The sequence below is a fragment of the Paenibacillus sp. NPDC055715 genome (assembly GCF_053617595.1).
Genome location: NZ_JBSHGA010000002.1, coordinates 518,354 through 536,453, shown reverse-complemented (window position 1 = coordinate 536,453; position 18,100 = coordinate 518,354). Strand labels below are relative to the sequence as shown.

At 46.3% G+C, this 18,100-nt stretch carries 22 protein-coding genes and 1 pseudogene; 9 read left to right on the top strand and 14 right to left on the bottom strand.

The window, feature by feature from the left end; all coding sequences use genetic code 11:
• Window positions 1–154: 154 nt before the first annotated feature.
• The 6 genes from ACWGOO_RS06940 to ACWGOO_RS06915 all read right to left on the bottom strand — a co-directional run bounded on the left by ACWGOO_RS06940 (window position 155) and on the right by ACWGOO_RS06915 (window position 5,511).
• Window positions 155–478, bottom strand: a complete 324-nt coding sequence (locus ACWGOO_RS06940; protein ID WP_354453888.1) for a winged helix-turn-helix transcriptional regulator — start codon at window positions 476–478, stop codon at window positions 155–157.
• Between the two features lie 268 nt (window positions 479–746).
• Window positions 747–1,478: a ThuA domain-containing protein gene (locus ACWGOO_RS06935; protein ID WP_452482024.1), complete on the bottom strand. Its 732-nt coding sequence runs from the start codon at window positions 1,476–1,478 to the stop codon at window positions 747–749.
• 20 nt (window positions 1,479–1,498) lie between these two features.
• Complete coding sequence (locus ACWGOO_RS06930; RefSeq protein WP_452482023.1) at window positions 1,499–2,467, bottom strand: sugar phosphate isomerase/epimerase family protein; 969 nt, start codon at window positions 2,465–2,467, stop codon at window positions 1,499–1,501.
• Between the two features lie 76 nt (window positions 2,468–2,543).
• On the bottom strand, window positions 2,544–3,626 hold the full coding sequence (locus tag ACWGOO_RS06925) for a Gfo/Idh/MocA family protein (RefSeq protein ID WP_452482022.1): 1,083 nt from the start codon (window positions 3,624–3,626) through the stop codon (window positions 2,544–2,546).
• Complete coding sequence (locus tag ACWGOO_RS06920) at window positions 3,619–4,386, bottom strand: sugar phosphate isomerase/epimerase family protein (protein WP_452482021.1); 768 nt, start codon at window positions 4,384–4,386, stop codon at window positions 3,619–3,621. The genes ACWGOO_RS06925 and ACWGOO_RS06920 overlap by 8 nt, the downstream gene beginning before the upstream one ends.
• Window positions 4,387–4,404: 18 nt before the next feature.
• Complete coding sequence (locus ACWGOO_RS06915) at window positions 4,405–5,511, bottom strand: Gfo/Idh/MocA family protein (RefSeq protein ID WP_452482020.1); 1,107 nt, start codon at window positions 5,509–5,511, stop codon at window positions 4,405–4,407.
• A gap of 162 nt (window positions 5,512–5,673) precedes the next feature.
• On the opposite strand from ACWGOO_RS06915, the gene ACWGOO_RS06910 reads away from it, so the two are divergent.
• Entirely contained in the window at window positions 5,674–6,492 is an 819-nt protein-coding gene (locus tag ACWGOO_RS06910) for an AraC family transcriptional regulator (protein WP_452482019.1), read from the top strand.
• Window positions 6,493–6,598: 106 nt separating this feature from the next.
• Here ACWGOO_RS06910 and ACWGOO_RS06905 read toward each other — a convergent pair whose 3' ends face one another.
• The 4 genes from ACWGOO_RS06905 to ACWGOO_RS06890 form a co-directional block, all read right to left on the bottom strand.
• Entirely contained in the window at window positions 6,599–6,733 is a 135-nt protein-coding gene (locus ACWGOO_RS06905) for a hypothetical protein (RefSeq protein WP_452482018.1), read from the bottom strand.
• Between the two features lie 23 nt (window positions 6,734–6,756).
• On the bottom strand, window positions 6,757–7,077 hold the full coding sequence (locus tag ACWGOO_RS06900) for a hypothetical protein (protein WP_452482017.1): 321 nt from the start codon (window positions 7,075–7,077) through the stop codon (window positions 6,757–6,759).
• A 68-nt stretch (window positions 7,078–7,145) separates the two neighbouring features.
• Complete coding sequence (locus ACWGOO_RS06895; RefSeq protein WP_452482016.1) at window positions 7,146–8,090, bottom strand: Gfo/Idh/MocA family protein; 945 nt, start codon at window positions 8,088–8,090, stop codon at window positions 7,146–7,148.
• A 151-nt stretch (window positions 8,091–8,241) separates the two neighbouring features.
• Entirely contained in the window at window positions 8,242–8,931 is a 690-nt protein-coding gene (locus ACWGOO_RS06890) for a TerC family protein (RefSeq protein ID WP_452482015.1), read from the bottom strand.
• Window positions 8,932–9,281: 350 nt separating this feature from the next.
• Between ACWGOO_RS06890 and ACWGOO_RS06885 the strand changes: the two genes are divergently transcribed.
• Both ACWGOO_RS06885 and msrA read left to right on the top strand, forming a co-directional pair.
• The gene (locus ACWGOO_RS06885) at window positions 9,282–9,899 is read left to right on the top strand and encodes a TVP38/TMEM64 family protein (protein ID WP_452482014.1); all 618 of its coding nucleotides are present in this window, start codon (window positions 9,282–9,284) and stop codon (window positions 9,897–9,899) included.
• Between the two features lie 185 nt (window positions 9,900–10,084).
• Window positions 10,085–11,056 carry a peptide-methionine (S)-S-oxide reductase MsrA gene (msrA, locus tag ACWGOO_RS06880; protein ID WP_452482013.1) on the top strand — a complete coding sequence of 324 codons (972 nt, stop codon included), beginning with the start codon at window positions 10,085–10,087 and terminating at the stop codon, window positions 11,054–11,056.
• Window positions 11,057–11,063: 7 nt separating this feature from the next.
• On the opposite strand, the gene ACWGOO_RS06875 is transcribed toward msrA, so the two are convergent.
• Window positions 11,064–11,249: a hypothetical protein gene (locus tag ACWGOO_RS06875; protein ID WP_452482012.1), complete on the bottom strand. Its 186-nt coding sequence runs from the start codon at window positions 11,247–11,249 to the stop codon at window positions 11,064–11,066.
• 207 nt (window positions 11,250–11,456) lie between these two features.
• On the opposite strand from ACWGOO_RS06875, the gene ACWGOO_RS06870 reads away from it, so the two are divergent.
• On the top strand, window positions 11,457–11,777 hold the full coding sequence (locus tag ACWGOO_RS06870; RefSeq protein ID WP_452482011.1) for a DUF2188 domain-containing protein: 321 nt from the start codon (window positions 11,457–11,459) through the stop codon (window positions 11,775–11,777).
• A gap of 141 nt (window positions 11,778–11,918) precedes the next feature.
• Here the strand turns inward: ACWGOO_RS06870 and ACWGOO_RS06865 are convergent, their stop codons facing one another.
• The gene (locus ACWGOO_RS06865) at window positions 11,919–12,623 is read right to left on the bottom strand and encodes a YitT family protein (RefSeq protein WP_452482010.1); all 705 of its coding nucleotides are present in this window, start codon (window positions 12,621–12,623) and stop codon (window positions 11,919–11,921) included.
• Window positions 12,624–13,087: 464 nt separating this feature from the next.
• Window positions 13,088–13,978, bottom strand: coding sequence for a DMT family transporter (locus ACWGOO_RS06860; protein WP_452482009.1), 891 nt, complete (start codon window positions 13,976–13,978; stop codon window positions 13,088–13,090).
• Between the two features lie 132 nt (window positions 13,979–14,110).
• Here ACWGOO_RS06860 and ACWGOO_RS06855 point away from each other — a divergent pair, with 132 nt between their 5' ends.
• On the top strand, window positions 14,111–14,518 hold the full coding sequence (locus ACWGOO_RS06855; RefSeq protein ID WP_452482008.1) for a hypothetical protein: 408 nt from the start codon (window positions 14,111–14,113) through the stop codon (window positions 14,516–14,518).
• A gap of 17 nt (window positions 14,519–14,535) precedes the next feature.
• Here the strand turns inward: ACWGOO_RS06855 and ACWGOO_RS06850 are convergent, their stop codons facing one another.
• Window positions 14,536–15,141: a MerR family transcriptional regulator gene (locus ACWGOO_RS06850; RefSeq protein ID WP_452482007.1), complete on the bottom strand. Its 606-nt coding sequence runs from the start codon at window positions 15,139–15,141 to the stop codon at window positions 14,536–14,538.
• A 153-nt stretch (window positions 15,142–15,294) separates the two neighbouring features.
• On the opposite strand from ACWGOO_RS06850, the pseudogene ACWGOO_RS06845 reads away from it, so the two are divergent.
• The 4 genes and pseudogenes from ACWGOO_RS06845 to ACWGOO_RS06830 all read left to right on the top strand — a co-directional run bounded on the left by ACWGOO_RS06845 (window position 15,295) and on the right by ACWGOO_RS06830 (window position 17,723).
• Window positions 15,295–16,475 (top strand): annotated as a pseudogene (locus tag ACWGOO_RS06845) (spore germination protein).
• An 83-nt stretch (window positions 16,476–16,558) separates the two neighbouring features.
• Window positions 16,559–17,053: a GerAB/ArcD/ProY family transporter gene (locus ACWGOO_RS06840; RefSeq protein ID WP_452482056.1), complete on the top strand. Its 495-nt coding sequence runs from the start codon at window positions 16,559–16,561 to the stop codon at window positions 17,051–17,053.
• A 78-nt stretch (window positions 17,054–17,131) separates the two neighbouring features.
• On the top strand, window positions 17,132–17,437 hold the full coding sequence (locus ACWGOO_RS06835) for a GerAB/ArcD/ProY family transporter (RefSeq protein ID WP_452482006.1): 306 nt from the start codon (window positions 17,132–17,134) through the stop codon (window positions 17,435–17,437).
• A gap of 22 nt (window positions 17,438–17,459) precedes the next feature.
• Window positions 17,460–17,723 (top strand): hypothetical protein, encoded by a 264-nt coding sequence (locus ACWGOO_RS06830; protein ID WP_452482005.1) that lies wholly within the window; start codon window positions 17,460–17,462, stop codon window positions 17,721–17,723.
• Window positions 17,724–18,100: the final 377 nt, after the last annotated feature.

Here is an 18,100-nt window from a genome sequence, read left to right as displayed (position 1 = left end):
TCTACAATAGTTACCTATATTATACAACATTAACGCGGTGTCGTCTTAAACAAAATTAACATAAAATAGGCTGTCGAGACTTTCTCGACAGCCTGACAGCCTTTTCCTAGGAAAAGGCTGTTTTGCTATGAAAAACATTTATTCGGCTTGGTACTCATCTAATCCATTCCTCAGCCCAATATTGAATCTGTTCCATTACCGGCTCAAGGGCACGGCCTTTGGTTGTCAGCTCATATTCAATGCGGACAGGAGTTTCCGGATATACATGACGTGTAAGAATCCCTCCATTCTCCAGATCCTTCATCCGCTCAGACAGCATTTTATCGCTCATTGTGGGAATCAGATTGGAAATATCCTTAAAACGCTTGGGACCGCTCATCATGGATTGAATAATGAGTCCGTTCCAGCGCTTACCCAGACATGAAAAGGCACTTTCAAAACGCGGACACATTTTTGCAAGTTGCGGTTGACCCTCCATAGTTTTCACCTTCTTTAGCATTTCGGTTTGATTAAGCTTTCCTTTTGTTAGTATATATCATTTTAGCATACTTTATCCCGAAAGAAAACACTTTCTTCTTAATTTAATACCTGATCCGATAAAGTTGCCCTGACCAAAGCTGATTATACAACAAACCAGCATAAGAGGTATATGGCAAATACGCTAAATAAAAAACAGACGAAATCTCAAGAGATTTCCGCCTGCCAGTCTGTTCAATATCATACTTATCGGAATCAATAAATAAAAATTATACCAACACACCACCGAGAGGTCTGACAGGTTCACTTTTACCATAAACCGATTGAACGATACCTGTCGGGTAAGCCCAGCGTATACTGTTGGCAATGACCTTCAGAATATCGGGCTGGTAATAGGTCGGATACGTTTCATGACCCGGGCGGAAATAGAATATTTTACCACTGCCACGACGGAAGGTACAACCGGTTCTGAACACCTCTCCACCTTCAAAATTGCTGACAAAGACCAGCTCATCCGGCGCTGGAATATCAAAGAACTCACCGTACATCTCTTCACGCTCTAACAAAATTTTGGCGTCAATGCCCTCCGCAATGGGGTGTGATGGATTTACGGACCAAATAATTTCCTGTTCGCCTGCCACTCTCCATTTTAGATCACAGCTTGTGCCCATCAGGGCTTTGAACGGCTTGGAAAAATGCCCTGAGTGCAGCACGATCAAGCCCATGCCTTCCTGTACCCGCTTTACAACACGGGCTGTAACTTCATCACTTACCTGATCGTGTGCTTTATGTCCCCACCACAGCAGCACATCTGTGGAATTCAGGATTTCTTCTCCCAAACCATGCTGGGCATCATCACCCAACGTAGCCGTTCGAATAGCGAACCCTTCGTCTGACAGGCCATCAGCCAATGCCTTGTGTATTCCATCAGGATATACCTGTTTTGCTTCGTCATTCAGTTTCTCGTTCAAAAATTCATTCCAAATGGTGACGTTAATCATCAATACTTCCCCCTATTAGGTTAGACCCACCACATCTCGCTCAGCGGTTCTTCAATGAGGACCTGGCGAAGATTGAGAACGGCTTTAGTAAAGCCTTCCTCGACGGACATCAGACCGTCCTCGTGCTCAATACTCACTACATAATCGTAACCCACCAGGCGAAGAGCACTAATAATATCCGCCCATGTTTTGATATCATGGCCATAGCCGACAGTACGGAACTGCCAAGCGCGATCCAGCATATTCGTGTACTCCTGCATATCGGTCAAACCGTATTTATTCACATTAATCGGGTCAATCGTCGTATCCTTGGCATGGAAGTGATGAATGGCTCCCTCTCGGCCCAGAATTCGAACCGCCTGTACCGGATCAATCCCCTGCCACCACATGTGGCTCGGATCAAGATTGGCACCAATGACCTCTCCCGCCGCTTCACGCAGTCGAAGCAAGGTCGCTGGCGTATGAACAGAGAAGCCACCGTGTAGCTCCAGCCCGATTTTGACGTGATGATCTGCTGCAAATTTTCCGGCTTCGGTCCAGTAAGGGATAATTTTATTTTCCCATTGCCATTTTAGCACTTCCTGAAAATCATTCGGCCACGGCGCAACAGGCCAGTTCGGATATTTCGCATCCTCATGATCACCCGGGCAGCCGGAAAAGGTGTTCACAACAGGAACTTCCAGCTTTTCCGCCAAGCGAACCGTTTTAAGAAACGCTTCGTGATCGGCCTGTGCCAAATGCTTTTGTGGATGGAGCGGATTGCCGTGACAGCTGAGTGCACTAATAGTCAGTCCACGGGACTCTACTGCTTTTTTGAAGTTTTTGAGCGCTGTTTCATTGTCCAGCAGTTCATCCGGCTTACAGTGCTTATCGCCCGGATTACCACCTGTGCCGATTTCTACTGCATCCAGTCCTTGGGATGCTACATAGTCCAGAGCCTCTTCCAATGAACGTCCGCCGAACAATACCATAAATACTCCAAGTTTCAAACGTAATCCCTCCCTGTATCATATGTGAAAGAAGCTGCTTATCTTATAATGATAACCTATTCGGATGCTTACAGGCTTAATCAAAATAGACAGCTTTTCCAGTACGAGCCGATTCGTAGATAGCTTCTAAAATTTCAGTAACTACCAATGCTTGTTCCGGTTTCACAAGCGGCTCTTTATCGTTCAGAATAGATTCGATCCACAGACGTGCTTCGCGATCCGCTTCGTTTTCCGTTTCTCCAGAGTAAAAGGCTACACCGCCCGCATCCAGATCAATTTTCGTGTCAAACAAGCGATTGTTCTTCTCCCCGTTAATACGCAGACCATCCTGCATATCGGCTCCGCCCTCAGTCCCGCATAACAGCGTCTTCGCTTCGCCAAATTCTACAACGTTTAGTGCCCAACTGGATTCCAGCACAATAGTAGCTCCATTTTGCATGGTAATAAAGCCAAAGGCAGAGTCCTCCACCTTAAATTCTTCAGGGTTCCACGGACCAAAGGCATTTGCCGCGTTTTTACGATCTCCGAGTTTATGGAAGGTTGAGCCCAACACGCTTTTAGGCTTGTAATTATCCATCAGCCAGAGGGTCAGGTCGAGCGCATGCGTCCCGATATCGATAAGCGGACCTCCGCCCTGCTTCTCTTCATCCAGAAATACTCCCCAAGTTGGAACCGCGCGGCGACGCAGAGCAATGGCTTTACCCAGATAGATCTCGCCAAGCTCTCCCTGCTCGACCAATTGCTTCAGGTACAAGCTGTCATCGCGATAACGGTTTTGATACGCAATGGACAGCTTTTTACCTGTACGGTTTGCGGCATTCAGCATTTCCCGTGCCTGCTCGGCAGTTTTGGCCATCGGCTTTTCGCACAGCACATGCTTACCTGCCTCAAGCGCGGCGACCGTAACTTCCGAGTGCGAGTCGTTGGGTGTGCATACATGTACGACTTCAATGTCTTTATTTTCAAGCAGTTTCCGATAATCGCTATAAACTTGTGAACCTTCCACACCAAATTTTTCTGCCGCTTCCTCCGCACGTTCCTGAATAATGTCACAGAAAGCAATGATCTCTGCACGTTTTTGCTTGGCAAGACTCGGCAAATGCTTACCGTTCGCAATCCCTCCACAACCAATAATTCCGATTTTGAGTGTTTTAGACATGAATATTTCCTCCCTGAGCTGCGTATTGTTGGAGCCACTTAAAGCTGGTTTCAATGCTTTCGATTGGAGGATTTGAGCTGAAATCCTGTTCCACAACAACCCAATCCACGCCTGCCTCAATAGCGGCGTCTGTAATGGCCTGAAGCTGCACTTCTCCTTTGCCAAGCTCTACGGTAACTGCTTTTTGCTGCTCGTCACGTGCCATATCCTTTAAGTGAATGATAGGCAGGCGTCCGCGATAACGTCCGATGTATTCCACAGGATCACAGTCTCCGTAGTATACCCAACAAGTATCCATTTCGACCTGTAACAAATCAGCCGGAACAGCATCATATAATGCATCAAAAACCGGAAGATCACCGATTTTTTCCGTCAATTCAAAATCATGATTATGGTAAGCCAGCACCAAGCCATGTTCTTTCACTTTTTCACCAATTCGATTCAGATTGAAAAAAATTTTATCCCACTGGCGCTGCTCCTCGTTTAGATAAGGAACGATCAGGTACTTGTTGCCCAATTCTTTGTGATAAGCAATCTCCTCATCCAAATGGTCCAGCAGACGGGTATATTGAACATGAGTTCCGACAACTTCCAAACCTAGCTCATCCAAAAGCGCTCTGACATCCTTGGCACTGCGTCCGAAAAAGGCATGAAATTCAACCCCTTTATAGCCCAGCTCAGCTACCTTGCGCAACGTACCTTCAAAATCCTGTTCAAGGTCTTCCCTTACTGTGTACAATTGCAATCCTACTTTAGCCATTATCCTTCACCTCTTCATTTAGGATGGATGAACCGTTATGTCTGTTCCATGATACAAATCTTCATCTGGCTCAAATGTACTTTCCAACGTAATATGCTTACCTTCCAATGAGGAGCGCTGAAAAGCATGCATAGCCTCTAATACATGGTAACCCAGCTCCACATTGGCACGATGGTTCTTTTCACTGCGAATGGCTCTCACCATCTCACCCGCGCCTATTCCGCGTTCGTTCTTCCCACACTCGAATAAAGGTTTCACGAGCTCTGTGGTTTCCTTTCCTGATCGGCGAAGCTTGACATCCCCGTTAAAAAAGTTCGGGTCCGGCAGGCTCAAGGTTCCTTCCGTACCGTAAATTTCAATACGCGGCAGATCTGACGCTCCCGGAATGTCAAAGCTGGTAATGAGCGTTACAATGGCTCCGTTATGGAAATCCATCGTTCCGGCTAAATGCGTTGGTGTCTGTACCCGCAGCGGTGTGCCGCTTTTGGGACCGGAATGTATACGACGATCAGGAATCTGAATGCCCACTGAACTGCTGATTCGCCGGATCGGCCCCAGTACATGGATCAGCGACGTCAAATAGTAAGGTCCCATGTCAAACATCGGACCGCCTCCAGCGGCATACAAAAATTCCGGATCAGAATGCCACCACTCAGGGCCTCCGCCCATAAAAAAAGCAGTAGCGGCAACGGGATGCCCAATCATTCCGGTTTGTATGGCATGGCGTGCAGTCTGAATACCCGCGCCGAGAAATGTATCCGGGGCACATCCAACACGCAGGTTTTTTACTTTGGCTAGATCCAGAACTCGTTTGCCGTCCTCCAAGGAAACCGCCAAAGGCTTTTCACTGTACACATGCTTGCCTGCCTCCAGTATCGCCATATCCGTCAGTGCATGGCTACCAGGCACAGTCAGATTAAATATAAGCTCAATCTCGGGCTGACGAAGTAATTCATCTATCTTGTATGCGTTTTCAATGTTAAATCCATCGGCCCTCGCCTTGGCTCTTTCCTCCAGTAAATCAGCGACGGCCACCACTTCAATAAGCGGACTATTTTGGAGATTTTCAAGATATACCGCACTAATGTTACCACAGCCGATAATCCCGGTCTTCATTCGTTCCACATCGTCACACTCCTCGGCCTCTAACATGTTTTGTATTCTGCTATAAGCCTTACAGACACAATAGTATTCTATTTCCGTTTCGTTTAAAATGAATAATATGATTAAAACATGAACAATCTGGTCAATATTTGAAGCAGCCCTATGCCCAAAGGAGTCATCATCATGTCTATCGTCGAGCCTTGTCAGGTTCTTACCGCAGGCTATTCCTTCCATCGTAAGCCCTTTTATTCGAACCAGCCTGAAGGGATTAAAAATTATTTGTTTCGTCTGCAAACAGACGGACGCTGCCAGGCCCGCATTAACGGGGAAATGACACGGATTGAGGCGGGTGACCTGCTGCTGTTCAATCCTACCGAGCCTTATGAGTTGGACATTCGCAGTGAGTTAAATCCCATGGGGGAACAGATCGTGGAGAGCGGAGATTATCACATTTTTTTTGGAGGCTCCTGGGTAGATGAGTGGCGGCACCATCACAAACGACCCAACCGTATTAAGGTCCAGCTTACCGAAGCGCTGCTTGGCCTATTTCGGCAGCTTGTGATGGAGCAGCGGCGTATTTCTAATCCTTATCCGGAAATATCGAGCTATTACATGCGCATTCTTTGCCTGGAGTTTGACCGAATGCTGTCCGAGCATCCTACTTCTACACATCATAATTATCTCGCTTATCAGATTAAAAATTATATTGAAGAAAATGCTTCTTCCCATTTCAAGCTGAATGACGTGTCCTCACATATCGGCATCAGCGTATCCAGAGCTGTACATCTATTCAAGGAAACATTTGATACAAGTATTATGCAGTACACACTGGATATCAGGCTCAACATGGCGAGGGAGCGCATTATTTTCAGCCCCATGTCTTTGGAACAGGCATCCGAATCGTCCGGTTTTGCAAACTATACGTACTTTCACCGCGTATTTCGCTCCCGCTTCGGCATGTCGCCCAAGGAATTCAGAGTGATCCACCGCGAGCAATTGTAAATTGTAATTGGGTAAAAATAAAACCTTGAGAGAGCCTTTCTTGGCTCCATCAAGGTTTTATTTTTACCCATTTCCCAATCATACTTCTTCTGAGCTTATAAAGGATCTACGGTGCAATTGTCAGCATCACTACCGACATCGGTGGCAGCGTAACATCCAAGCTCTGACCTTGCTGCTGGAAGGACATGAAAGTTCCCGTTTTCACACGCTCAGGCTGGTCAAATATATTGTGTGCCTGCATATTGTATATGCGGCTGGAGGATCTTATTTCCGCTCCGGAGGGAGCTGGGCAGCCGCTTCCGATACGACCATTGCCAAGTCCTCGTTTCCGAACATGGACAGCACTCCTAATACTGTGTCTAGCGGAATATCTCCCGCTTCTTCACGCGATACGGTCAGCTTGCGTACTCGGAGCAGACGCTCATTGCTATCCTGCTGTGGATAAGCTGCACGATACAGTTCCTCTGGCTCCAGCCCGTGATTGATGCACCATTGCGCAAACACAAGGATCATCATATCCTCTTCTTGCTTATAATTTTCGATGATAGCCTCTTCTAACTGTTTACCTCGGTTATGCTCTTGCATTCGTTCATTTCTCCTTCAGTCTATTTCTCGATGTCTGGACTGCCTTGATGGCTGTCGTTCCTTCTGTGTTAGTCATCTAAACGGCTAATGAGTTCATCCGCCAACATATGACTTTCCAGTATCTTACCAGCACGCACACTGCACTCCTCTGGACGATGAATATGCTCCAGAAAATGATTCACCACTCCGGTAAATCCCCGTCTTTCCAGGATTGTGTCCCAGCTTCCGAATGATTGTGACAATGGCAGCTTATTTTTTTGCATAAAAATAGCCTGTTCCATGTTGGTCACCTCGACGGAACGACCTGCCCCATGCAGCTCCAGCTTCTCAATGTCAGCCCATGCCTGTCTGTTCATACTGTAACTACCGGAGGCATTTCCCAAACGTACGGACCCGAAAGCAGCGTTCATATATCCTTCACTCGTCGTGTCCAGACTGCTATGCAGCAGCTCATAATCATCGCCACCCAGCCACAATAGCAGATCGAGCATATGAATCAAATCATCATAAACCGTCTGTGCCGCAGGTCTCCGATCATATCCAGTCCGATGCTTGATCACCGTGCATTGGCTGAAACCGCCTGCTTCCTCCAGCCACGCTTTAGCAGCTACATAATGCGGGGCAAAACGTCGGTTAAAGCCGACCGCCAGCAACACAGCCTGTGCCTCTGCAAACGCGGTCATTTCCAGATTTTTACGCACATCATAGGACAGCGGTTTATCCACATACACCGCAACACCTTTTTCAATACACGCCATAACCAGATCAAAATGGGCTTCGGTGGCAGCATGTATGAATACAGCCTCCGGCTCCCATGCCAGCATTTCCTTTACATCCGTCGTTCCCCTAGGCAGCCTATACTGCTCCATAATGGAGCTAACCGGCTCCTGCGAACGGTTCATGACACCTACAATATCTACACCTTCGTGCGCAGTCAGCAGCGGCAGATACACTTTGCGGGCAATACCGCCCAGACCTGCAGTAGCCACTCTTGTTTTCGTTTGCTTATTCATATCATACCCACCCTCTGATGACTCATTTCTTCTGTTGTCTAGTTTACATGGATGTCCGCTGACAAGCAAAGAAAAGAGGCTGCCCCCGATCCGGAACAGCCTTTATGCATGAGCGTCCAGCTTCAGCTACGATGATTTCAGTGTGCTTAGCTTAGGCGTACAGCGCTTGTTTTCTTGTTTTTTCACTTTTTATTTTTTTAACACGCATTCCAATGGCTACGACCAGAACGACGACTAGAGCTTCAAATCCGTATTTGACGACTCCATTCGTGAACCAATGTACAATCAGCGGCTCGGCCACTACCATTTTGGCAGCAGTATAGGCCAGTACAGCAGCCCCAATTGTAATGACCATCGGGAAACGTTCGGTCAGCTTCAAGATAACGGTACTGCCCCATACCATAATCGGAACGGAAATCGCGAGTCCCAAAATAACAAGCAACATATTTCCATGAGCTGCTCCCGCAACGGCAAGTACATTGTCGAGCCCCATCATGGTGTCGGCAATAATAATGGTACGAATCGCGGCCCACATTTGATGGGTTGCAGAGATTTCATGTTTTTTCTCCTCAACCAGCAGCTTGTAAGCAATGTAGATGAGCGCAAGCCCCCCGATTAAACGCAATCCGTAAATTTCCAGTAAGTACGTGACCAGCAAAGTAGCGATAACACGAATGACAACCGCGCCGACCGTCCCCCAAATAATGACCTTTTTTTGATTGGCCTTCTCGACATTACGGGCTGCCAGACCAATCACAATCGCATTGTCACCAGCCAGCACCAAATCAATGATAATGATTGACAATAGTGCGGTTAAAAACTCGATTGACAGAAAATCCATACGTTTCTCCCACCTTCTTTATTTATTTGTTATACTGTACTTAGTTCTGCGCTTTATACTAAAAAAGCGCCGTTTCGCGGAATCCGGAAACGGCGCTTGACCCAAATTTAGCATCAAAAAAAGACCATTACCCGGATTCCAAAAATCCTGGCAAAGGTCTCGCTTACAACATTACGTTGCCAATAAAGCCGGGGATTTAAAAATCCCGTAATGACGACTTTACTCGTTGAGCTACTCCCCTTTGGGAACTATTCTGTTAGTGGCAGTATAGCACACATTATTGGGAATGTGAACCCTATTTTTTCTGTATAAGAGACAAGCCAAACAGGGATATTGAAAGAGGTATGTAAATGAAAAAATGGCTACTCGCCGCGGGTTATGTTTCGCTGCTCTGCATCGCGTTTATCTACAGATATGATTGGCTCGCCTGGGCGAACAAGCAAACCTCCTTTCCAGTTCTGCTGCTGCTCGCGTTTCTATTCGCGTTAATTCCATTTGTGCCTTACAAGCTCATTATCGCTTCCATTGCTTATGTAGCGGGTACCTGGCAAGGCACTCTGATCTGCTGGCTCGGCACTACATTAGCCGCATTGGTCGTTTACGGCGCGGTACGTACCCTCTTCCGCGACAAAGGACGGGCTTATCTGGAGCGAATCCCAGCGTTGGAACGCTTGAACCGGGTCATGGAGCGAGAGCCTTTTGCTGCTGTGCTGCTGGCCCGCCTGATTCCGATCATCCCGCAGGCAGCGGTGAATGTATATGCCGGGGTCGCAGGCTTTCCGTTCTGGAGCTTTATGCTGGGTACGTCCATTGGCAAGCTTCCTGCAATTGCGGTATACGCTTATGCAGGCGGGACTATTGCTGAACATCCCGTCGCTGGCCTGCTCATTTTGCTGCTGTATACAGCACTGGTGGGTGGCGGTTTTGTGTTCTACCGCAGGAGGCTTCAACGTGCCCATAAATCATAGCTCTGTGAGCTTGCCGTCGGATCTGTAAGGATGTAGGGTTGCGTTGGCCTTTTAGTACAGAGAAGTTTGCAAAGCTGGTTTGTTTCTGTCATTCCATTGGATTTTGCGAACATGTCGTATATAATTTAATTGTAAGCTATTTAAATAACAATTAATTGAAACTTTCTCAGAATGGAGTGACAGATATGAGCACCAACAATCTAAACACCGTGGAGAAGGCAACTTTTGCAGGCGGCTGCTTCTGGTGCATGGTTTCCCCCTTCGAGGAATTGCCCGGTATTTTAAAGGTAAGATCCGGTTACACAGGAGGACATACGGAAAACCCGACCTATGAAGAGGTATGTTCCGAAACAACGGGGCATGTAGAAGCAGTACAGATTACATTTGATCCGCAATTTTTCCCATATGAAAAATTGTTAGAGCTATTCTGGCAACAGATTGATCCGACGGATGAAGGTGGACAATTCCACGATAGAGGTTCATCCTACCAAACGGCTATTTTCTTTCATAACGAAGAACAACGAATCAAGGCAGAAGCTTCCAAAAAAGCGCTGGGTGAAAGCGGCCGTTTTGGCAAGCCCATTGCTACACCGATTCTGCCTGCGGCAACTTTTTATGAAGCGGAAGAATATCATCAGGATTATCATAAGAAGAACCCCGCGCATTACAAGCGCTACCGCAAAGGCTCTGGACGTGAAGATTTTATCGAGCAAAATTGGTCGGGCAAACTCGATAAATCTGATTTGAAAGAGCGACTGACACCTATCCAATATGAAGTAACACAAAAAAACGCGACCGAGCGCCCTTTTCAAAATGAGTTTTGGGACCATGAGGGTGAAGGCATTTATGTGGACATCGTATCGGGAGAGCCTTTGTTCAGCTCGCTTGATAAATATGATGCAGGGTGTGGTTGGCCCAGCTTCACTCGTCCGTTACGCAGCTATAACGTCAAAGAAAAAACAGACCTCAGCCACTTTATGATTCGTACCGAGGTCCGAAGTCGCGAAGCCGACTCCCATTTGGGACATGTATTTGATGATGGCCCGAGTCCAGATGGCCTGCGCTATTGTATTAATTCCGCCGCTCTCCGTTTTGTGCCTCAGGAAGACTTGGAACGTGAAGGCTATGGAGCCTATAAGTCACTATTTGAAAAGTAAATAGACTTCAAAAATATGTTAGGCTGACCCGGAAATCATCTTTCGCAGATGACTCCGGGTCAGCCTTTTGAATTAAAACAGTATATGTACTTCCCGTCAGCCCATAATCCACCCAAGCCAGTAGGCCCCCGTGCATATACAACTCCAGCCTAACATCAGCCCCACCCGCTCTCACTGCGGCCTTAGGCTGCAAGCAAATGCTCCACTCCTTTTCTGGTATTCTGCACACCATTATACGCTTTTTCTCAAAATACATTTTACAATATATTCATTTCTTTGCTTTCTTTGTTTAAGCGGACAGCGGGTACTAATACATCATCTGCTATAGGGAGTGATTAGCCATGCCTTGTATCAAACATGCTTACCCCCCATCTAAAAAAAACCAAACCTGGAGCCTCGTGTGCGAAAAAAAGCCGTTGATATTGCTAACGCACTACTTCGTGACGGCTATGAAGAAGGATGTTCCATTGCGATTGCAACCTCTCAAACAGAGGAATGGAATAATAATCATCCAGTTGAACGAGACGAGAAGCAGAAAAAACATGAAAAACAGCATTCAAGCGGAAACAGGAAAGGCAATCACTCCGCTTCTTCCGGGTCTCAGGAGCCTGTTCATGTCGTGCCACATGAGGACCGCTGGGCTATTAAGGAAGAAGGACATGACGAGCCTGCTTCAACCTTCAAGCACAAAAATAAAGCGGTGGACGAGGCTCAAAAATGAGTAGACCACCAACAGATTTTGGTGATTATTCATGACTGGAACGGACGTATTCATTCTACTTTGAAGCCTTCCTGACGAAGCCTGGATACAGCGAAAGGGTGTCACGCAGGAAGATTTCTCTCCTGACGTAACACCCTTTCCTTATTGACGAAGGCTGTGGACGACCGGCACTGTTTTGGCAACTACCTTTTTGGCTGGAATAGCTGTAGGCAGCACCTTTTTCACAGGTCGGTATAGTTGAAACGTTGTCGTCCATGTAATTATTTTTCCGGCGAGCCACACAGCCAGTATGGTAAACATTGTTTCCTTCACAGGCAGATACAACAGCGATAATCCCAGTACAATGATGTCACTGACGATAAACACGTTACCGATTTTCCATCCGCGCCACTCGCTGATTAGCAGGGACAAAATATCATCGCCCCCGGTTGCTCCACCGAATCGCAGTACGATTCCGGCTCCCAAGCCTGTAAGCACTCCGCAAAGCAGAGCCGCTACCAGCAAGTTGCCGTGCAGATCTATAACCAGCGTCGAATACTTTTCAAATCCTGCATAAAACAGGGAAAAGGCGACCGCCCCGATCAATGCGAGCAGCATAAATCTTCTGCCCTTCAGTACCCAGGCCAGCAATATGACGGGAATATCAAGCAGTAGCATACTCCAAGCCGGAGACACGCCAAATGCGTAATGTCCCAGCAGGGACAAGCCTGCAAATCCGCCTTCTGACAAATGATTTTGAGCATTGATGTGATAATACGTAAAAGCTAAAATGCATGTTCCGAGCAGCATGACAGCAATCTGCCTTAATGCTCCATTGTTCACGATAGATTCGTAAGTTTTCCTCATACAGGCTCCCTCGGTTTCTCGTAAGTTTGATGTGGATGAACCCACTCTTACGGAAGCTACCGGATAAGATGTGCCTGGAGGACTTGGTCCTTCGCATGTACAATCCCCTCTTCCGCAGAGTTGGCTTTCGCAACTTGACGTTACTCCGCGGAAAAGCTAAGTATAAGACAGATCAAATCGTTTCCAAATCGTCCTTTGGGGAAGTATCCTTCGGGGACACATGGTATCCTGATCCTTTCTTTTGTGGAATAAAACTCCGACATTTCTGTGGTACATGTAATTCTATTATTTATTATACCACACCTTACCACCTGCTAAACAGCTTGCTTTTTATGCCGCACCATATTTTTATTTTATGCGTGAGCATGCTTTATTGTATGTGCGAATAACCGCATTATACCGAAGGTTTGGCGGATGCACATACAATGTGTTTATGGCATGGTTTATGCAGGTTTTCAGTGATACTATCCGGCTAATTTGACTGTTCTGCGCTGGTTGGCTATAAACACCCCTCCGAGTATGAGGACCAGCCCGGTCAGAACGTTCCAGCCGATGTGTTCATTCAGAAGCAAAAAGCCCCATACGATAGCGCTCACCGGTACAAAATAAGTCACCGAGGAGGAAAATTCCGGACTTCCCTGCAAAATCATATAATTGAACAAAATATACGCTATTCCTGATCCCAAAACCCCCAGCCCTATAAGGGAACCCAATACACCAGGGATGAAGACGACCGACAGATCAGGTCGATCTATAATTGCCGTCATGATGCCGCCCCCTGCCGTCGCACTCAATAGTGTCGCAAAGGTTGCCTGAAACATCGACAGATTGGATAAAAAGCGCTTGGACAATTGCGTTCCGAAGCCATAGCAGAGAGTCGCAAGCAGCATACATCCAAAGCCGACGAGGTCGACAGAAATAATGGATACAGGGTTAATACCCAGTAAAATAACGATTCCTACAAAAGCGACGCCCATTCCAAACCACTGCATTCGATGAAAGATAGCTCGGAAAAAGACAAGTCCGACCAACATGGTCCAGATTGGCGTGGTGGCATTCAATACGGAAGCCATGCTGCTAGCAATTCTGGTCTCGCTAAAACTAATCAAGGCCCATGGCAAAACCATGTTCATCAGAGCTACGAGAACAACCGATTTCCATGGAATGCTTCTGAATTTAAATGGCTTGCGCATGAGCAGCATCAACAAAACAATAAAAATGAGGCCAAAGCTGGAACGAAGAAATACAATAGTCCAAGGCCCTACATGATGGAGCAATAATACCTTGATAAACAAAAACGATCCGCCCCAAATGAGGCTTAGCAGCAATAGCGCCGCATATAACGAGCGGGACAATATGTATACCTTCTTTCCAATAATTGATGATTGCTTTGGCAAAGGATCATTTCTATGATGAAGTATAAAAAGAACATTTGTTCTGTATGCTGATTATAATCGTATTCCTGCTATGAGTAAAGGAGATTTCTTATGAAAAAGATACTGGACAACAAGAATAAGGCCCCACTGCCTTCCCAGGAAGACGCAGGGCTGATCAAAACTTGTGTACTTCTGACCCTCGTGCTGGATGTGCTGGAGCGGGACATTCGCATTCTGAATGCCTCTGCCTTAAAAATGCCCGATCTGTATGTTCGCAGCCTGACCGGGGTGCAACAGCGTATAGCTGTTCAATTGGCGGAGACAAAGGCGCGAATGAAAAGGCAGGGAGTTAAAATATACAACGAAACCCGGAATCATGAAGGCGTGGAGGTTCTGTATGTATGCCGAGGCTACCAAAAGCGGTTTTTCATGCTTTCCTCCTTTGCACGCAGCGAGGTCCGACGGGAACTGGGACATTATTTGGGAATTGATGTGACCCAACGTCACTCGACTGTGTAGTCTCGTTTACAATCCTTTTACGATGCGTTTTCCGCCGCCAGATTCCCTGTACCCGCGTCTAGACCATACTCATCTGCATTGGCAGCCACACGCTGTACGATAAGACGCAAAGCACGCCTGTACGCGGGATGCCTGCCATTCTCTCCCTCTTCCAGACTCACCCTGATATCATGTACAGCTGCGCGGCTGTCAAAATCCCAACCGTCAAACCAGTCTTCGCGCAGCTCCCGCCGACGCTTCAAACCTCCGGCCAACTGAAACATCTCTTCCCACTCCAGCTCGCTGTCACGTCTCAAACGTTCGATCATTTGGTCGGCTGCCTCCAGCCTGCGCTTATGATCCATCCACGTCGTGAACATCACAGAACGTTGCAGTTCCAGCTCATGATGTGCCTCATCCCTTCTCCCTTGATCCAATCGGTCCAGTACGGATTTGACTTCCTCTACCGACATACCGAATTCACGTAGTGCCATAATCATCCTCAGGCGAACGGCTTCACGCTCTGTAAAATAACGATATCCATTATCCGGGTGCTTAACAGGAGCAATCATCCCTTTTTTCTCATAGAATCGTATCGTGCATGCAGATATATGTAATTGAGCCGTCAGCTCTTTAATTTTCATTCCTTGCAAAATACTCACTCCATCTCTCGTTTTCAAACATTCACGTTACGTGAAGTAAAGATAATACATGATATGGACTTTTATACTAATAATAGATGATTTAAATTCATTTGGCACTCAATATGCATATCTCATCCAAAAGAAGGTGTTTTCTTGACTGGACATAACGCAGCTCTCTTTAAATTGAACAAGAATATTTCCTATATCGAGCAAGCTCTTTTTTATACGGATGATTTTAAAAAAACAGGCTATTTCCGTTGACAGCAAAGATGGCATTCTTCTCTATATAGACTCACTCGTGGATCAGGAGATCATTCAGACGCATATTCTGGCTACATTGTATGAGAAAACCGATTCAGACTCTCATCAAATGTTTACCACCCTGAACAGTCAAAAGGACACCGACCTCCGAAAAACATACGCCCGTAGTACGAATAAGCCGGAGAACGAGGGGATTATCCGCGAACCGCACAACGGATTTATTGAGCAGCTTTCCGTCAACCTGAATCTTATTCGCAAACAAATCATCAGCACATCGCTGATTGTACGCTACTTTTAGTCGGGTCTAAAACCCGGACCAAAGTCGCTATCGTGTATATGCAAGACTTGGCCAATCCTGAACTAGGAAGGAAGTAGAAAAAAGAATTAAGGCCATCTCCTCCGATCTGGTACTGCTTCCTGGTTTTATTCAGGAATTCACAGAGGACAATTCCTTTTCCCTGTTCCCTCAGCAACTCAGCACAGAACGTCCGGATCGGGTAACCGCTAATTTAATGGAAGGGCGAGTAACTATTTGGGCCGAAGGCAGCCCTACTGCTTTAATCGCTCCTGTCCCCTTTTTTGCATTTTACCAAAGCCCGGATGATTATAACGGTTGCTCGATTATTAGTTCCTTTATGAGAATGATTCGAATGATGAGCTTTCTGATTGCTTTTACACTGCCCGCCGCTTATATTGCAACGATTGCCTTTCACTCAGCCATTCTACCTTTGAGGTACTACGGTATTGTCGTTTCGTTAACAGCTATCTCTTCTTTTTTGGTACCTTCACATGAAATGAGCTCAGCTGTCCGCATTCTCCGTTTTCCTATGATGATTGGAGCAGCCTTGTTCGGATATTTTGGCATAGCCTTCGGAATGCTTATTCTCTTTATTATCCTTATTCACCTTTGCAATATGTAAATATTTGGTTATGCTTATTTTGCTCCTCTGGCACCTTTCCGGCTTGGCGATATGAAAGATGTTTTTATTCACTATCCCATTTGGACACTCCAACAGCGCCCGCATGATTCCCGCCCCCAAAAAATGAAGCAGCAGAACTACTCTAGGAGCTGAAAACGTCGTGAATAAAGAAAGTACAATTACACAGGGTCAATTATTTTTTTGATTATCAAGTTTGAGATTGGCGTGGATATTCCATCACTTCCTTATCAGATGCATCTGTCATCCAAGTAGGAGGCTGGATATCCGTCATTATTGGAGGAATTTTGATCCAGCTTATCATTTTAATGTGCTGGCTCCTGTTAAGACGCTTTCCCTCCTCCTCCATTTACCAAATCCTCACTCGGATTACTGGCTCCTGGATGGGTAAAATTTTGACGGTGGCTTACATTATGTACTACTTGTTGATGGGAACTTCGGTTCTTGTAAGCGCCTATGACGTCATTAATCGCTGGATGCTACAAAAAAAAACACGTTGGGCTATATTGGCTCTAATTCTGTTCAGCAGCATCTATCTGGTTCGCGAAAATTTGAGGACAATTGCCCGAGTGCTTGTTTTAATCTCCTTCCTGATCGTACCGATGATGTTTTTAATCAGTTATGGAATAAAACAGGCCAATCTGCTCTATCTGCTGCCTTTGACTGAGCTGGATGGCCTCATACTATTATGGGTTCCAAAGAAACGCTTCTAGCCATGTTCAACTTTGAATTCATCCTTGTGATCTTTTCCATGGTCGAGGGCAAAAGTAAGGAGAAGCTTTTCCGAAACGATGGACCGGGTTGATTTTATTTCCCTGCCCATCTGGTTAATTTCAATCTTTGGCTCCATAAGCGGTTATTATTATGCAACGTCCTATGGACTAGGCTATTTGTTCAAGCAGAAAAACCACAAACAAGCCGTTCCTTTCGTAGTGTTCGTCTCATGCATTATTGCCTGCATCCCTCAACAAAGAGGGAATTTTGAACTCGTCGGTACAATTGCCGGCAATTCGGCATATTTTTTCCTGATTGCACTACCTCTGCTGTTGCCGACTCTATCGTATATATTCAACAAAAAGAAGGAGCCCGGAACATGAAAAAAAGAGGAGAGCATTGGGTATGCTGGCTCTACTCTTTTTTATGACTGGCTGCTGGGATCAGGACAGCTTGAAAGATGCCCGGCCGGCAAATGCTTCGGTCTTCGATCTTACTCCAGAAGGCATGTTCCCCCCTATGCTTGATCCAGGACAGGACTTTGTTCTCCCCTATCTCTCCAAAGATGGAGAAGACATCGTAGCACGAGGGATTGCCTTGTTTCACGGGCAAAGATTTACAGGAACCCTTAACGACGAGCAAACGAGCAAGGGGTGCTTTATGTCCTGATGACCGGGAAATGGAAGGACACAGTTCAAGCTCATATTCGGAACATCAAACGCCAGCTTATAGTGAAAGTTGGGCGCGATGGTCAAATTGATGTGTATCTAATAACCTGAAGCTCCCTGTCGATGTTGTTGAATACGCGCGGGATCATCTTCAAGATAAAGATAATATCATGCGCCTGAACCGGCAGCTTTCCGAAATCATGACCCAGGATGCGAGGAAATTATCCGTACGCTCCAAAAAAGCGGTTGTGATGCCTTTGGCATCGGCAAACAATTGATTGCCCATCACCCGCCTTGTGGAAAAGTTTGGAGTGGAGTAAAGAGCACCCTAATGTTCGTTTTCACCCACAGATCACCGTCAATATTGTCGGGAACGGC

Bases quoted from the DNA above. Each gene is read 5' to 3' on its own strand.
- ACWGOO_RS06940 (WP_354453888.1), bottom strand. From the start codon at position 478: ATGGAGGGTCAACCGCAACTTGCAAAAATGTGTCCGCGTTTTGAAAGT.
- ACWGOO_RS06935 (WP_452482024.1), bottom strand. From the start codon at position 1,478: ATGATTAACGTCACCATTTGGAATGAATTTTTGAACGAGAAACTGAAT.
- ACWGOO_RS06925 (WP_452482022.1), bottom strand. From the start codon at position 3,626: ATGTCTAAAACACTCAAAATCGGAATTATTGGTTGTGGAGGGATTGCG.
- ACWGOO_RS06920 (WP_452482021.1), bottom strand. From the start codon at position 4,386: ATGGCTAAAGTAGGATTGCAATTGTACACAGTAAGGGAAGACCTTGAA.
- ACWGOO_RS06910 (WP_452482019.1), top strand. From the start codon at position 5,674: ATGTCTATCGTCGAGCCTTGTCAGGTTCTTACCGCAGGCTATTCCTTC.
- ACWGOO_RS06905 (WP_452482018.1), bottom strand. From the start codon at position 6,733: ATGCAGGCACACAATATATTTGACCAGCCTGAGCGTGTGAAAACGGGA.
- ACWGOO_RS06900 (WP_452482017.1), bottom strand. From the start codon at position 7,077: ATGCAAGAGCATAACCGAGGTAAACAGTTAGAAGAGGCTATCATCGAA.
- ACWGOO_RS06895 (WP_452482016.1), bottom strand. From the start codon at position 8,090: ATGAATAAGCAAACGAAAACAAGAGTGGCTACTGCAGGTCTGGGCGGT.
- ACWGOO_RS06890 (WP_452482015.1), bottom strand. From the start codon at position 8,931: ATGGATTTTCTGTCAATCGAGTTTTTAACCGCACTATTGTCAATCATT.
- ACWGOO_RS06885 (WP_452482014.1), top strand. From the start codon at position 9,282: ATGAAAAAATGGCTACTCGCCGCGGGTTATGTTTCGCTGCTCTGCATC.
- msrA (WP_452482013.1), top strand. From the start codon at position 10,085: ATGAGCACCAACAATCTAAACACCGTGGAGAAGGCAACTTTTGCAGGC.
- ACWGOO_RS06865 (WP_452482010.1), bottom strand. From the start codon at position 12,623: ATGAGGAAAACTTACGAATCTATCGTGAACAATGGAGCATTAAGGCAG.
- ACWGOO_RS06855 (WP_452482008.1), top strand. From the start codon at position 14,111: ATGAAAAAGATACTGGACAACAAGAATAAGGCCCCACTGCCTTCCCAG.
- ACWGOO_RS06850 (WP_452482007.1), bottom strand. From the start codon at position 15,141: ATGAAAATTAAAGAGCTGACGGCTCAATTACATATATCTGCATGCACG.
- ACWGOO_RS06835 (WP_452482006.1), top strand. From the start codon at position 17,132: ATGGACCGGGTTGATTTTATTTCCCTGCCCATCTGGTTAATTTCAATC.
- ACWGOO_RS06830 (WP_452482005.1), top strand. From the start codon at position 17,460: ATGCTGGCTCTACTCTTTTTTATGACTGGCTGCTGGGATCAGGACAGC.